Here is a 15,811-nt window from a genome sequence, read left to right as displayed (position 1 = left end):
ACCAATTTAAAAAGCGATGTGAGATTTCAAGCGATATAAAATCAGCTGAACTTGTGCTGCTCACTTGGGAAGCTGCCCTCGCGTACCGACTGCTGATACAGTGCAAAAGCGCCTGCGATACTATGCTCAGTATTACGCTCGTCAGTCAAAAAATCATGGACGAATCGCGGAACTCGGCCATGTACCATTCCGAGCATATCGTGCATCACTAGTACTTGACCGTCCGTGTCAGCACCAGCACCGATACCGATTACAGGCACACTCACGGCCTGCGTTACCATCTTTGCAAGATCTGCGGGCACACATTCTAACAATATAAGCGCCGCTCCTGCCTCTACAACTGCTTTGACATCGTCAAGTAATTTGTTAGCCGCTTCATCGCCGCGGCCTTGAACCTTGTAACCACCGAATACATTGACAGATTGGGGTGTCAAACCGAGATGCACGCAAGTTGGCGTACCTGCCTGTGCAAGCGTAGTCACAAGCTCACAAAGCTCACGCCCGCCCTCTATCTTTATAACATGCGCGCCCGCTTGCATAAGCTTGCGACTATTGGCAATAGCATCGCTTAGTATGGTATAACTCATAAAAGGCAGATCAGCTAGGATCAGCGCCTGCTCATTACTACGTGCGACATTAGCGGTATGATAAGCCATATCATCGACGCTGACAGGCAAAGTAGAGTCATGACCTTGTACCACCATGCCAAGGCTATCACCAATCAAGATAGTATCAATCTGTGCTTTGTCCATCATGCGAGCAAACATCGCATCATAGCAGGTCAAGCACGTAAATTTAGTACCGTCTTTTTTAAATTTTTTTAGAGTAGTTAAAGTCGTCATACAGCTCTCAATAACGTAGTGGTAAAAAAGATAGTTATTTATTCAGCGCTTAGCTTTTTTAGTCCCGTCCAATCTTTACTTGACGCGCAATTGGTAAGTGGTTTGCCAGCAACCTTGAGCGTAGGTATCAGCTCAAGGAGAGGTATCAATACAAAGTTGCGTTCATACAAGCCAGCATGCGGTATAGTCAAAGTCGGCTCTGCTACCTGTGCGTCACCATACAGTAAAATATCAACATCCAGACTACGCTCGCCCCAGTGACGCAATCGCGCGCGCTTAGCGTTATTTTCTAGTTGCTGGCAAAAGGCTAGTAGCTCAAATGGGGTGAGCGTCGTTTGAACACTAACCACAGTATTGACAAAGTCGGGCTGATCCTGTGGTCCCATCGGCGCTGAGAGATAGAACGAGGAAACTTGTACCTCTCGTACTTGCTTATGCTCGCTCAAACCTTTTATGGCCTGTTGCAAGTGCTGAGTCGGCGTACCGAGCTCGTTGATCAAGTTACTTCCTAAACCAAGATAAGTAGTTACCCACTCGCTATCTGTGATCTCATCCATGTTAGTCTAGACGCTATCGGTACTATTATTACTAGGCTGACGGCGACGACGTTTTGCTGGAATGGGGCCTTGACGACTGATCATCTTATCAGTACTGCTTGTAGCTGGTGTTGCACTTTTTGCCGCTTTAGTGCTCTTGGTAGCTCTAGTGCTATTGGTCGCTTTAGTACTTTTGCGCGTTTGCTTATTTTCATTTTGGCTCGGTTCAGCGGCCTGTGCATCAGGATTATTGGATACTTTTGGCATAACGTCTGACTGAGTAGCATCTGACTGACGGCGACGACGCTTATGCGGTATTGGCTCATTATTTGAGGTGACCAATTGCGGCGTTTGTGCTGGTGTCGCAACCGAGCGTTTAGCCTCTGTTTTGGTGGCTGATTTTTGCTCAGTTCCAGTTTTTGCATCAGTCTGATGACGCTTTGCTTTTTCATCAGTAGCCGCTTCTACAGTAACCTCTTTTATACTCTCATCGACTGAAGCTTTGTTTTTAGCAGAGACTTTTCGACCTTTGGGTTTGATGGTTTTTTCTGTATCCAGCTGTTTTTGTAATGGTGGTACGACTGTTTCGTGTTCTATGACGAACAGGGGCGCAGGATTAGATTGGTTTTTAGCATGCTTATTTCCACCATTAGTCAGTGATAACTGTTGTAGCAATACCAGCTCTTTACGATCTTGCTTCGCTTGCTGCTTACCATTGATAGCAGGTTTTGACTTGGTAGAAGGTAAGTTTTTTGATTCTGTAGATGAGACTTGGTCATCACTCATGCGGCGACGGCGACGTGCTGGTACGTTTGAGGCATCATTCATAGGCGGCTGAGACTTTCCTTTCTTAGGGGCATCGTTGTGGTTTTCGTGAGTGTGATTGACTACTTGTGAGCCATTATCATGTTGCTTTTGACGATTGCGACCACGGCCGTGTTGGCCTTGCTTGTAAGCGCCTCGGCGAATATTTTCATCAAAATCATCGATCGCCTGTTGTTGCTCTTTTTCAGACAACGTTTGATAAGTTTGCCACCACTCGCCCATATCATTGGTCGATTCAGACAAAGGATGATCGCTATCACCACACTGTTCGCGTAATAATAAAAAGTCAAAACCTGCGCGAAAACGCGGATGCTCAGACAACTGGACAATTTGTTTGTTGCGCGGCGCAGCAAGTTTGGGCTGCAATAGCCAAATATCGCGGATGAATTGCTCTGCAAATTTAGGAATCGCGGTCTTGATGCGCTGACGATCAATCACTTTACCCGCTGCATGCATTTGCGCTTCAGCAAAAGGCATGTTTCGGTTCTTGGCTTTTTCTAACTGATGTAAGTAGTTCTCCCACAACAGCGCAGCATAAAAGAACGCCGGATTAATACTTTTGCCAGCTTTGATGCGTTTATCCGTATTAATAGCGACTTGTTTGACCAAAGGACTAGGTTCAGCAGGCGGATATATCATCAGACTATCGATTGCACCAGAGTCAAACAAAAGCGGTAGGAGCGGTACTAAATACCCGCCCGTAAACATCTTTTGCGTTTCATCATAAAGGCGATGTGGTGAGATCTGCTCAAGTAGCCCCCAGTTGTCCTCATGAAACTGATTTGCTAGTTCTTCATCAAACTCAAAACCTAATTTGGCTTTGAAACGTAGCGCGCGTAGCAAACGAACAGGGTCTTCCTCAATACGTACAGGGGCATGACCCAACAGACGAATTACTTTATTGTCTATATCGTCAAGTGCGGCGCAAAAATCGTGCACGACGCCTTTGAGCGGCTGATAATAAAGGGCATTGATAGAGAAGTCGCGACGGGAGAAGTCTTGCTTGATATCACCCCAAACGTTGTCACGTAAGATCATGCCATCTTGATTAGTGTTAGCATCATTAGTAGGTGGTCCGCGAAAGGTAGCCACCTCGATGAGTTCGCGCCCAGAGTAGACATGTGCCAACTGAAAACGGCGACCAATGATACGGCAGCGCTTGCCAAAGACGTCTTTAATCTCATGAGGCTTGGCATCTGTGACCGCATCAAAGTCTTTTGGACGTAGGCCCAATAAAGTATCGCGCACACCGCCGCCGACGATATAGGCATCAAACCCAGCTCGGGACAAAGTGGCAATAACTTCAGTAATGGAATTGGGTAATTCAGATTTATTTAATTCTAACTGCTTGGCGGCGCGCTCTGCCATGCATCTACTCCTCAACGGTATTCTCAATCACTCCTGATGAACACAGCGTTTATCAGGCGGATGTACTCGCTAGTTTAACAAATTTTGTGCATGCTGGGTATGTTATGGTCATCCCCTAGGTGCTAATTTGTCACTTTTAATGTACTCAAGCATCGTACGCAAAATGTATAGGGGCTACGAGCCTTGATATCAAGAGTATTATTCGCTTATCTGTAACCGTGCTCGATTTTTTTCAATTGTTTTTGCACCTATACCTTTAACCTTTTGTAGCTCATCAATAGATTCAAAGTCGCCAAACATCTCACGGTACAAGATAATCGCTTGCGCTTTACTACTACCGATACCTTTTAATGAGGTCAGCTCGCTTTCGCTCGCGCGATTGATATTGACTCTTTTTTGCTCGCGCGTTTGTACAGCCAATTTTTCTTGTGCCAGAAGATAACGATAAGCCTTTGTAGGATTATCAAAACAAGGCGCTGCGTGAACTTGGGCAGACAAAGCACTGATAACACAGACTATTAATAGCAGAAAGTGCATAACGCTGGTGCTTTTATTAGTTGCGTCTTTACTAGCGGCGCTCATGCTGTTTTGCCGCCTCCCATAGTGCGTCCATCTCTTCTATATCACTATCTTCAAAGCGTTTGCCCGCCTGTTCTAGCTGCGCTTCGATATAACCAAAACGTGACTTAAACTTATGCACGCAAGTAAGCGTGGCAGCTTCTGCATCTAGACCCAACTTGCGCGCGACATTAACCAGTCCAAACATACAATCGCCCAGCTCCTTTTCAATAGCAGCGATATTGTCTTTAATGCGCGCGTCAGATTGGTCTATTACCTCACGTTTGAGCTCATTGATTTCTTCATCGAGCTTCTCAAACGCACCGTCTATCCCATCCCAATCAAAGCCTAGTTTTGAGGCTTGGCTTTGCACAGCTTGCGCTTGCATCAGTGCGCTGCCCGCTTTGACAGCATCTAATCTGCGCCTTGGTTTGCCTCGTGCTTCATCCGCTTGTTGCTCCTCAGCTTTGATCTCATCCCAGCGCGCTTTTACCGCTGTCTCATCCTTGAGAGTTTCTGCCCCAAACACATGGGGATGACGGCGAATCAGCTTTTGTTGCAAAGTCGCTATCACATCACTGATATCAAAACGCCCTTGCTCTGCATAGAGTTGACAATGGAAGACCACTTGCAATAGCACATCACCCAGCTCGCTTTTGATGTCTTCATCATCATCATCTTGTACCGCTGCACCAAGCTCGTAAGCCTCTTCAATCGCATAAGGGATCAAACTGTGGTTGGTCTGTTTTTGATCCCATGGACAGTCGCTACGCAGGTGTGCCATTAGTGTTAATAAATCCTCAAGCTCACCCGTTGCCTCTGGTACGCCTATTGTAGGCTTAGGAACAACAGGCGTATGGTTGAGAGTTATCACTTGTTGGTTTTCTACCGTCATCATGCCCTCTCGTCAGATCAAATTTGAAACTCATACTAGGTTAAAATACTATTGACTTGTTATCACTAAAGCGTGTCATCGGCTAAAATGTAACTGTTTAAATTGGTAGCCCGTCCTAGTGTAGCATTGAATAAGTAAGCGCTTATAGTCATACTACTGACTACATCATACTTTAAGCGCAAGGAACGTCACTGCTATGTCTGTCTCTACCTCTGCCAACTATCAACCTGCAGCCTCATTTGACCCTATTACTATCAGCTCCTTTAAAGCCTATGATATTCGCGGTGAGCTCGGGGTGAATCTCAATGAAGATATCGCCTATCGTATTGGACGCGCCTTTGCTCAGATTTTATTGGCGCGTTTTACTGCTAATGAGACTGAAAATAAGAATGACTTGAAAACGGCTATCGTAATCGGTAGTGACATTCGTCACTCAAGTGAGACGCTCAAACAAGCCACTATTAAAGGCATTATTGACGCAGGCGTTGGTGTCATAGATTTGGGTATGGCAGGCACCGAAGAGGTTTATTTTGCCACCAGTCACTATCAGGCGATGGGTGGTATCGAAGTCACTGCCAGTCACAATCCTATTAATTATAATGGGCTAAAACTGGTCAAAGAACACTCAAAGCCGATTAGTGCAGATGACGGCTTAGCTGAAATTCAGTCTTTGGCAGAGTCTGGTGACTTTACGACGAAGCATCCTTTAGGACAAATACAGCTATTGACAGATAAAGCTGCTTATATTGACCATGTTATTGATTTTATCGATATTGATAAAATCAAACCATTAAAACTCGTTATCAACTCAGGTAATGGTAGCGCAGGGCCAGTCGTTGACTTATTGATTGATAAACTCATGCAAGCTGGTGCACCAATTAATGTGATTACCTTGCATCACACCCCCGATGGCAGCTTTCCTAATGGTATCCCCAATCCTATGATTGAAGCCAATAGAGTGGCTACCAAAGAAGTAGTTTTAGCGAACCAAGCTGATCTAGGCATTGCTTTTGATGGCGATTTTGATCGCTGCTTTTTGTTCGATGAGTATGGCGAATTTATCGATGGTAGCTACGTTGTTGGTATGCTTGCACAAGCATTTTTGAATAAGTATGCAAACGAGTCTATTGTTTATGACCCAAGAGTGATATATAACACTGAAGCGGTCATTGAGGCTCACGGCGGTCAGGCAGTCATCAGTAAGTCAGGGCACTCTTTTATTAAGCAAGTGATGCGAGAGTCAGGCGCTGTCTATGGTGGCGAGATGTCCGCGCACCATTATTTCCGCGATTTTTTCTACTGTGATAGCGGTATGATACCTTGGTTATTAACCATTGAGCTGTTATCGACTACAGGCAAAACGCTGTCAGAATTGGTCACAGGCTACATTAGCGACTATCCAAGCTCAGGCGAGCTTAACTTTCGTCTCACCACCCACGATGCGCCTAGCATTATCGGCGCGATAGAAGATAAATTTAGCGCACAAAATCCAAAAAAATCAACCTTGGATGGTTTGAGCCTCAATTTTGGTGACTGGCGTTTTAATTTGCGGGCATCTAATACGGAGCCGCTAATTCGACTCAATATCGAAGCGCGTGGTGACAAGGATTTACTAATGCAAAAAGTGCAAGATATTCAGCAATGGTTGTCTAGTCAAGGGGCGATACCTGCTTAGCCTATCTGACCTATTACAATGTCCGATAATGCTACGATATTGAGAAAATAAAAAAGGGTCTATTCATTGTCCTATGAATAGACCCTTTTTATCGGCGCACTTTATCAGAGTAAGACCCCTGTTATTTACTGCGACCGATACCCACATAATCCCCTACTAGTCCTTCAACCTGCACGCGGCTTAAGATATTTTGTGCATCAAAGATAGGCATCGCGTATTGATTAATAGTCGCTATCTCCAACCGATCTTGTGGCGACCAGCTGATGATAAAAATAGCTTGAGCGCTATCTAAAGACTGATAAGGGCTATTAATCAACGTCATAAGGGGTTGTCCTTCATACAGCTCAGCAAGCTCGGTTTGCGCCTTATCACTATAAACCAGTGTACGAATATTATATGACCACAACAGGCTCAATAGTGGATGAATCGCTGAATTTGCGGTGCGTCCGGAGCCTGACTTATAACTGCCGCCCCAAATCATCACCGCCTTGTTATCGATGAACCCATCAAAGTACTGCCAAAACTTGCGAAATATCAGCTCTTTTTGATCTTCATTAATATGCATGACGGCTTGCAATAATGGCATCTCTACGCGGCCAGTCTGTCCTGAGTTTTTAAGTTTTATAAGCTCACTAGGTAGAGTGTTACCACCAAATCCCCAGCCCGCTTGTAAGTAGCTGCTACCCACGCGCGCATCCAGTCCCATAATCTGGCTGACCTGTCCGATATCGACGTTCTGGCTATCTGCTAAGCGAGACATCTCATTCATAAAACTGACGCGAGTGGCTAGCATCGCCATAATACTACTACGGGCAAACTCTATCGTCGCAATATCAGCATGATGATACGAGCGTGCCTGTTGCATCAAAGGCTGGAGTGCTCCTAGATGCTGGCTGCTATCTGGAGTCTTTTCGCCAAGTAGCCATAACGATGGTTTTAGCATTGAGCTATAAGCCTCACCATCTTGCAAGAAGATAAAGGGTACATAATAGACCCAAGCACGTCTTAAGCGCTTAGCGACTTGAGAGATATGGCCCAAACTTTCGATACCGCTCATAATCATTGGCAGGTTTTGTTGCTGGCTATCGTTAAAAGCACTAATCCAACTATCGTCATTCCAAAGCGACTTGATATCATCCAGAAATAACCAATAAAGCGCGGCGTTGGCTGTGGTCTCTACGCTATTGTGTCTGTTATCCGTACTAGCTATTTGCGAGACATGCTCATAATTGTGAATCAGATCATAAGCCATCTTTGGTAACTCACAACTGATAATCTGCTCTTGCTGAATATATAGCTGCCACAAAGCTTGCAGGTGATGCTCAAAACTATATTGCTGCAACTGCTGCGACAATTTATCACTATCAGCATAAATATGGACGTACTGACCTAAACTTGCCAGCACGACCGCACTAGTGAGCGCCTCGACTCCATGACCGATGAGTACGCAAACGTCAGAATGTTTGACGGCAAGACGATTAGCGTTTTCGTCGTTATTATCGTTGTCAGCAAAGCTGGAGGCCATAAGATTATCCTTTACTTCTTATTAAAATTTACTTCTTATCACAAACAGTATTAAGACAGCTGTTTGATGTGAGCAAGTAGCTGATTGGTCGAGCTATCAAATTGATCGCTACTATCTTGTTGTAGTGCATGATAAACCGTCTCTGCCATCTGTTTGCCCATCTCAACGCCCCATTGATCAAAAGGGTTGATGTCCCAGATACTCGCCATGACATAAACTTTATGCTCATATAAGGCAATAAGTGAACCTAAGCTATGCGGTGTGAGCTTATCAAGTAATAGCGTCGTTGAGGGCTGGTTACCGCGGTAATGTTTATATTTATCTGCCGCGCAGGCGCTAGCCTCTTCGACAATCGCCGCATTACCAAAGGCTAAGACGCGGCTTTGTGCCAAGCAATTGGACAAAGATAGTTCATGCTGATTTTGTAAGGAGGCATTCTGTAGCTCATCACTGTAGTGACGTACACAGGCGATAAAATCGCAAGACACATGCTGAGTACCTTGATGCAAGAGCTGATAGAACGCGTGCTGCGCATCAGATCCAATTTCACCCCATAGAATCGGGCAAGTATTGTAATCTACGCGAGTGCCATCATGAGTCACTGACTTGCCATTACTCTCCATCTCCAGCTGCGTCAAGTAGCTGGGGAGATAGCTGAGCCTACCGTCATATGGCAACACAGTATGAGCGTGTATTTGCAAAAAAGTACTGTTCCAAACCGCAAGTAAACCTAAAAGTACAGGCAGGTTATCTGCAAAGTCAGTATGAGCAAAGTGCTCATCCATACTATGAGCGCCAGCTAGCAATTCACGAAATTGACTCATACCAATGCGCACAGCAATCGCCAAACCAATCGCTGACCATAAAGAGAAACGCCCACCAACCCAATCCCAAAGCTGCAACTGATGCTCAGGATGAATACCCCACGCGCTCATCTTTTCGTTATTGGCAGATATACCGATAAAGTGCCGACGTAATACGCTATCTTCACTACCAGCGCGGCGCTTGGCAGTTGCCAGCAGCCACGATAACGCCGTCTTGGCATTAGATAGAGTATCTACTGTACCAAATGATTTGGAGGAGATGATAAATAGTGTGGTCTCAGCATTTAAACGTTTGAGTAGATTATCAAGCTGGGAGCCGTCCATATTAGAGACAAAATGCACCATAATATCGGTATCAGACCATTCATCAAGTGCTGTCGCCGCCATTAAAGGTCCAAGGTCTGACCCGCCAACACCGATATTAACCACATCGGTGATTGCTTTGCCTGAGAACCCGCGCCAAGTACCATTTCTTATGCGCCTCGATAAGTGCTCTACTTGCAGTAGACTGTTATGCACGTCGGTGACAACATTTTGCTCACCCACTTGTAACTTAGCAGTTTGCGGCAAGCGTAAAGCGGTGTGTAAAGCGGCGCGCTCTTCACTGGTATTGACCATAGCGCCCCGCATGAGCGCTTTGATACGGCCAGATAGATCACAACTCTCAGCGAGATCCAAAAGCGTCGACAATACGGTCTCATCGATACATTGTTTGCTGTAATCCATGTACAGCTCGCCTGCTTGCGTACTAAAGCGCGTCGTACGCTCATTATCCTTGGCAAACAGATCGGCAAGTGACCAAGAGTGTTTGGCAAGGTCTTGGAGCTGCTCCCATGGTTTAGATAGGCGCGCGCTTTTGAAGCTATGGCTTTGCATTTTTACATCCATGTATTAATTATCAGTAAGCTGTTGCTGGGCAAAATAGATAAACGCTTGCATATAAGAGTTCATATCTCCTGCATCATAACTATCGCCGCGCATTGTCGTTACGTTTACACCATACTGACTAATCAAAGCGTCGATAGCATCTGTCAGCTGAATCTCACCGCCAACGGACGCAGTAGTATTGGCTAAATAACCAAAAATTTGATTACTAAACACGTAGCGACCTACTACGGCCAATCGAGAAGGTGTTTTATCCAAACTAGGTTTTTCTATAAACCCTGCGACTTTAAAACTGACGTTTTCGGATACTTTGCTGTTATCGTTTTTTATAGAAGTATCATTACCTTCACTAAGCTTAGCGATACCATATTTGTGTACGTCTTCATCAGCCACTTTATCTACTAGTATTTGCGAATGTCCATCATTAGTAAACTGTTTAATCATAAAGGCTAAGTTATCGCTATGGCTATCTGTTGTAAAGGGATCAAGCACCACATCTGGTAGCAATACCGCAAAATCATGATTACCAATGATAGGCCGCGCGGCCAATACCGCATGACCCAAACCCAACGCTTTGCCCTGACGTATCATAGATACCGTCACATCCTCTGGTAGCCAGTTCAGACTATCGGCAAGAGCGTCTTTACCTTTTTGTCGTAGCTGATGATCTAGCTCTGCATTGGTGTCAAAATAGTTCTCGATCGCGCTTTTTTGTGCATGCCCGACCAATACAATGTGTTTGATACCAGCGGCAATGGCTTCTTCGACCACATAATGGATAGCGGGACGATTGCCTAGTGGCAACAGCTCTTTAGGTACTGATTTTGATAATGGCAACATCCGAGTGCCAAAGCCTGCCACAGGTATAACGGCGTGAGTAATTTTTGTCATAAATGAAATCTACGTTAAGAAAGTTTAAATATAAAGTAAAAAAGTCTTGAGTGAAAAGCCACTTCTAAGACGCATTATAGCCATTAGGGTTTCGACTTTGCCAGCGCCAAGTATCGGTGCACATATCAATGATAGAGAGCTTAGCCTCCCAGCCCAGTAGCGTTTTTGCTTTGTCGGCACTAGCATAACAACTGGCAATATCACCAGCTCGGCGCTTGGCAAACTGATAAGGGATATCCTGCTCAGTCACCTTAGCAAAAGTGTCGACCAGCTCTAACACCGAAGTTCCTTTTCCGGTACCTAGATTAATAGGTAAAAACCCTACCGAGTGACCCTCTTTTGATCCGCTTTGCTCTTTTAAGTAATCTAAAGCTGCAACGTGACCCAATGCCAAATCAGTTACATGAATAAAATCACGAACACCTGTGCCATCAATAGTGGCGTAGTCTTTACCAAAGATACTGAGCTTTTCAAGCTTACCAACCGCAACTTGAGAGATAAAAGGCATTAAATTATTAGGAATATCATTTGGATCTTCCCCTATTATGCCTGAAGAATGTGCGCCTACTGGATTAAAATAGCGCAAGGTCACAAGACTCCAATCATTATCCGCTACCGCTAAATCTTCTAAGACACATTCAACCGTCAGCTTGCTTTGACCATAAGGATTCGTCGCAGAGCGCGGTGCATTTTCTGGAATAGGCAGAGTTTCAGGATCACCGTAGACAGTTGCTGACGAAGAGAACACGAACCTTTTCATACTAAACTCACTCATAACATCAAGAAGAGTAATCGTGCCACTAACATTATTGTCATAATAAAGCAGCGGTTTGGCGACAGACTCACCAACCGCTTTTAGTCCTGCAAAATGAATAACACCAAAAAATTCATGCTCAGAAAACACCTTTTGTAATGCTTTACGGTCGCGGATGTCCCCTTTGATAAATTCGATAGGTGCATCAATCAGCTGAGAGACGCGATTAACCGCCTCAGCGCTACTATTGGACAGATTGTCAAAAACGACCACCTCATATCCTGCTTGATGTAGAGCAATACAAGTATGAGACCCTATGTAGCCCGCGCCGCCTGTGACCAAAATTTTATGCTTCATAGTGTTAACCAGAATTGTATGAGAATAAAAAAAGACACCTCATTGTGAAGTGTCTTGATAGTATATCAATATAGTCGAATAGTTATCTGCCAAACTTATGTAGCTTTGGGCACATTACCAGCCTGTGACTTCTTTTAGCTTATCACCCAGTTTTGAGGGATCACGCGTGTAAGCAATACCCGCATCTTCAAAGGCCTTGAATTTTTCTTCAGCAGTTCCTTGACCACCTGAGATAATAGCGCCTGCATGACCCATACGCTTGCCAGCGGGCGCCGTCACGCCAGCGATGTAACCGATAACAGGTTTAGTCACGTTTTCTTTGATATAGGCCGCTGCTTCTTCTTCAGCCGTGCCGCCAATCTCACCGATTAAGATAATGGCTTCGGTTTGTGGATCATCTTGAAACAGCTTTAGCGCGTCTATCTGGTTCATACCAGGAATAGGATCGCCGCCAATACCGATGCAAGTCGACTGACCAAAACCTAGTTTTGTAGTCTGAGCAACGGCTTCATAAGTCAGCGTGCCAGAGCGTGAGATGATACCTACTTTACCTGGCAGATGAATATGGCCTGGCATGATACCTATTTTGCACTCACCTGGAGTAATGACACCTGGGCAGTTAGGACCGACTAGACGTACATCACCCGCAGCTTCAAGGTAACGCTTGGCTTTTAGCATATCCAAAGTCGGCACGCCTTCGGTGATGACGACGATAAGCTTGACGCCCGCATCGACCGCTTCAACGATTGAATCTAGTACAAAGGGTGCTGGCACATAAATTACAGAGGCGTCCGCTTGCGTGACCTCCATCGCCTCAGCCATAGTATCAAACACAGGTAGACCTAAATGCGTTTGACCGCCCTTACCTGGCGTTACGCCGCCGACCACTTTGGTGCCGTATTCAATCGCTTGTTCAGAATGAAACGTACCGTTTTTACCCGTGAAACCTTGTACCAATACCTTGGTATTTTTATCAATTAATACACTCATTATTTTTCCTACTTTTTATCACTATTTTAGTTGACGATACCAGTGGTAACCGCAGAGACAATCTTTTGCGCTGCATCAGCAAGTCCCTGAGCTGAGGTAAGCTTCAGACCAGATTCTTCTAATATCTGTAGGCCTTTTTCAGCATTGTTACCTTCTAAGCGCACAACCACTGGCACTTTTACGTCCACTTCTCTAACTGCCGCTATGATCGCTTCTGCAATCATGTCACAGCGTACAATACCGCCAAAGATGTTAATCAAGACGCCTTCAACACTGCTGTCTTCTAAGATAATCTTAAACGCTTCAACAACGCGATCTTTGGTAGCGCCGCCGCCCACGTCCAAGAAGTTAGCAGGCTTGCCGCCATACAATTTGATGATATCCATAGTCGCCATAGCAAGACCGGCACCATTGACCATACAACCGATATTGCCTTCTAATGCGACATAGTTCAAATCAAACTCTGAAGCCTTGAGCTCGCGCTCATTCTCTTGTGATTTGTCACGCAGGGCTTCAATTTTTGGCAGACGATATAGCGCATTTGAATCGATACCTATTTTGCCATCGACACAGACGATTTCGCCGTTTTCACGTACCGCTAATGGGTTAACTTCAAGTAACGCAAAATCATTATCAATAAAGGCTTGATAAGCGCCTTGCATCAGCTTGGCGAACTGATTGACTTGCTTGCCTTCAAGGCCTAATTTGAATGCTACTTCGCGTGCTTGGTATGGCATTAGACCGACTAGTGGATCAACGCTTACTTTGAAGATTTTTTCTGGGGTTTGACTCGCAACTTCTTCGATATCAACGCCGCCTTCGGTTGATGCCATGAAGGTGACACGGCGTGTTGAGCGATCGACGACAGCGCCAAGATAGAGCTCAGTCTGTACTGGGTACATATCTTCTGCAACCAATACAAAATTGACCGGTTGACCGTCGCTATCGGTTTGAAAAGTAACTAAATTAGTACCGATAAGCTCATCAGCCACCTTTTTAGCTTCTTCACGCGATTTGACTAATTTGACACCGCCTGCTTTACCGCGACCACCTGCATGAACTTGTGCTTTGATAACGGCGATATCCGTTGGCGTTTTATCGAAGGCTGCAGCGGCTTCATCACCACTATAGGCGATAATGCCTTCTTGAATAGGTAAGCCATAGCTCTTTAATAGCTCTTTTGCCTGATACTCATGTAAATTCATTGATCATGTCCTTTATTTTTTTTGACGAACAACAGTGGAAATAAGTGCGCAAAAACATCTGTCTGACGCACTAATAACCATCATAGTAGCCTTCATAGAAGTGAAAGCTACTTTCTGGCTTAATTAAATCGTTAACTACTTACGCTTTTTACGCTGGATAGCATGAATGGCACGGCCATCAGCTGATAGGGCGGCTTCGTGGACTGCCTCAGATATCGTTGGATGCGCAAATGTCATTAGCTGTAAGTCTTCAATACTAGAAACGAACTCCATCGCAATCATGCCTTGATGAACAATATCTCCAGCACCAGCAGAGATAGCATGCATACCGAGCAGACGATCCGTTTTGGCATCGGCTACAACCTTGATGGAACCTTGAGCCTCACTTTGCGCTAAGGCACGACCGTTGGCCGCTAAGTTAAAGGAACCTGTTTTGACTTCATACCCAGCGTCAGCCGCTTCTTGTTCAGTAAGACCGACCCATGCAATCTCTGGATGGGTATAAATGACATTAATGATCGTGTCATAGTTGATCTGAGCTTTTTCACCGTGAATGCGCTCAACGGCCATCATGCCCTCTTCCATCGCTTTATGGGCAAGCATAGGACCACGTACCAAGTCGCCAATAGCATATACGCCATCGAGGTTGGTTTTACATTGATCATCAACATCAATAAGACCGCGTTCAGTAAGCTTCACGCCGCTATCATCGCCTAGGAGTTTTTCGGCATAAGCGCGGCGACCAACACATACAATGAGCTTATCAAAACTCTCGTCAGACGCTTCGCCTTTGTTTTCACTCGTGACGACTACTTGGCCGTCTTTTACTTCAGCATTGGTGACTTTGGTATCGACACGGATATCAAGGCCTTGTTTTTTGAACATTTTGCGCGCTTCTTTGGCGATGTCTTTGTCAGCCGCTGCCAAGAACTCAGGCAAAGCTTCGTAAACTACGACTTCACTACCCAAGCGACGCCATACTGAGCCAAGCTCAAGACCGATAACACCAGCACCAATGACACCTAAACGCTTAGGAGTTTCGGTAAAATCAAGCGCGCCCGTAGAATCAACGATATGCTCATGGTCAACTTTTGCTACTGGAATATCAATAGGGACAGAGCCTGAAGCAAGAATGACGTTTTTGGCAGTAATCGTAGTTTCGCTGTCATCATCAAGAGAGACAAATTTTATTTTTTTGTCGCTACCTGTACCATCTAATAGCGTGCCCCAGCCCTGTAGCCAGTCAGCGCCATTGCCTTTTAATAGTGCTGCAACGCCGCCTGTCAGCTGCTTAACGATGCCTTCTTTACGTTCGATCATCTTTTCTACATTGATGCCGACATCACCAGTACTGATACCGTGTTCATCAAGATCGTGCTTAGTTGCCTCGTAACGGTGCGAGGTATCTAGCAGCGCCTTTGAAGGAATACAGCCAACGTTCAAGCAAGTACCGCCAAGCGCAGGCTCGCCTTTATAAACACGTTTTTCGATACAAGCGACGCTCATACCCAATTGGCCTGCGCGAATGGCTGCTTCATAACCGCCAGGACCGCCACCAATGACGACTAGATCATAATTATCTTTCATAATAAGTTTCCTTAATATTTTTTAATTATAGTTATAAAATAAGCTATCTATCAAACATAGACTAAATATTGTACATACAATGAGTGAATAGCTA

Annotated in this window: 13 protein-coding genes; 1 reads left to right on the top strand and 12 read right to left on the bottom strand. The window is 45.1% G+C overall.

Annotation, left to right across the window (positions count from 1 at the left end):
* Positions 1-41 precede the first annotated feature (41 nt).
* The 5 genes from panB to mazG form a co-directional block, all read right to left on the bottom strand.
* Positions 42-842, bottom strand: a complete 801-nt coding sequence (panB, locus tag ACR64G_RS00735; RefSeq protein WP_435979664.1) for a 3-methyl-2-oxobutanoate hydroxymethyltransferase — start codon at positions 840-842, stop codon at positions 42-44.
* Positions 843-880: 38 nt separating this feature from the next.
* Positions 881-1,399: a 2-amino-4-hydroxy-6-hydroxymethyldihydropteridine diphosphokinase gene (gene folK, locus ACR64G_RS00730; protein WP_435979663.1), complete on the bottom strand. Its 519-nt coding sequence runs from the start codon at positions 1,397-1,399 to the stop codon at positions 881-883.
* A gap of 6 nt (positions 1,400-1,405) precedes the next feature.
* On the bottom strand, positions 1,406-3,571 hold the full coding sequence (gene pcnB / locus ACR64G_RS00725; protein WP_435979662.1) for a polynucleotide adenylyltransferase PcnB: 2,166 nt from the start codon (positions 3,569-3,571) through the stop codon (positions 1,406-1,408).
* Positions 3,572-3,769: 198 nt separating this feature from the next.
* On the bottom strand, positions 3,770-4,153 hold the full coding sequence (locus ACR64G_RS00720; RefSeq protein ID WP_435979661.1) for a ComEA family DNA-binding protein: 384 nt from the start codon (positions 4,151-4,153) through the stop codon (positions 3,770-3,772).
* Positions 4,140-4,913, bottom strand: a complete 774-nt coding sequence (gene mazG / locus ACR64G_RS00715; protein ID WP_435980602.1) for a nucleoside triphosphate pyrophosphohydrolase — start codon at positions 4,911-4,913, stop codon at positions 4,140-4,142. Before mazG ends, ACR64G_RS00720 begins: the two co-directional genes overlap by 14 nt.
* 307 nt (positions 4,914-5,220) lie before the next feature.
* On the opposite strand from mazG, the gene ACR64G_RS00710 reads away from it, so the two are divergent.
* Entirely contained in the window at positions 5,221-6,699 is a 1,479-nt protein-coding gene (locus tag ACR64G_RS00710; RefSeq protein ID WP_435979660.1) for a phosphomannomutase CpsG, read from the top strand.
* A 121-nt stretch (positions 6,700-6,820) separates the two neighbouring features.
* Here the strand turns inward: ACR64G_RS00710 and ACR64G_RS00705 are convergent, their stop codons facing one another.
* From ACR64G_RS00705 to lpdA, 7 genes are all read right to left on the bottom strand, one after another.
* Complete coding sequence (locus ACR64G_RS00705) at positions 6,821-8,224, bottom strand: UDP-glucose/GDP-mannose dehydrogenase family protein (RefSeq protein WP_435979659.1); 1,404 nt, start codon at positions 8,222-8,224, stop codon at positions 6,821-6,823.
* A gap of 50 nt (positions 8,225-8,274) precedes the next feature.
* Positions 8,275-9,924 carry a glucose-6-phosphate isomerase gene (gene pgi, locus ACR64G_RS00700; RefSeq protein ID WP_435979658.1) on the bottom strand — a complete coding sequence of 550 codons (1,650 nt, stop codon included), beginning with the start codon at positions 9,922-9,924 and terminating at the stop codon, positions 8,275-8,277.
* 15 nt (positions 9,925-9,939) lie between these two features.
* Positions 9,940-10,824 (bottom strand): UTP--glucose-1-phosphate uridylyltransferase, encoded by an 885-nt coding sequence (locus ACR64G_RS00695; protein WP_435979657.1) that lies wholly within the window; start codon positions 10,822-10,824, stop codon positions 9,940-9,942.
* A 64-nt stretch (positions 10,825-10,888) separates the two neighbouring features.
* The gene (galE, locus tag ACR64G_RS00690; protein ID WP_435979656.1) at positions 10,889-11,935 is read right to left on the bottom strand and encodes a UDP-glucose 4-epimerase GalE; all 1,047 of its coding nucleotides are present in this window, start codon (positions 11,933-11,935) and stop codon (positions 10,889-10,891) included.
* A gap of 114 nt (positions 11,936-12,049) precedes the next feature.
* Positions 12,050-12,925, bottom strand: coding sequence for a succinate--CoA ligase subunit alpha (sucD, locus tag ACR64G_RS00685; RefSeq protein WP_435979655.1), 876 nt, complete (start codon positions 12,923-12,925; stop codon positions 12,050-12,052).
* Between the two features lie 26 nt (positions 12,926-12,951).
* On the bottom strand, positions 12,952-14,130 hold the full coding sequence (gene sucC / locus ACR64G_RS00680; protein ID WP_435979654.1) for an ADP-forming succinate--CoA ligase subunit beta: 1,179 nt from the start codon (positions 14,128-14,130) through the stop codon (positions 12,952-12,954).
* Positions 14,131-14,265: 135 nt separating this feature from the next.
* Positions 14,266-15,717 (bottom strand): dihydrolipoyl dehydrogenase, encoded by a 1,452-nt coding sequence (gene lpdA / locus ACR64G_RS00675; RefSeq protein WP_435979653.1) that lies wholly within the window; start codon positions 15,715-15,717, stop codon positions 14,266-14,268.
* Positions 15,718-15,811: the final 94 nt, after the last annotated feature.

The organism is Psychrobacter sp. DM4 (assembly GCF_051307035.1).
Lineage (GTDB): Bacteria > Pseudomonadota > Gammaproteobacteria > Pseudomonadales > Moraxellaceae > Psychrobacter.
This window is presented reverse-complemented; position numbering and strand designations above follow the sequence as displayed.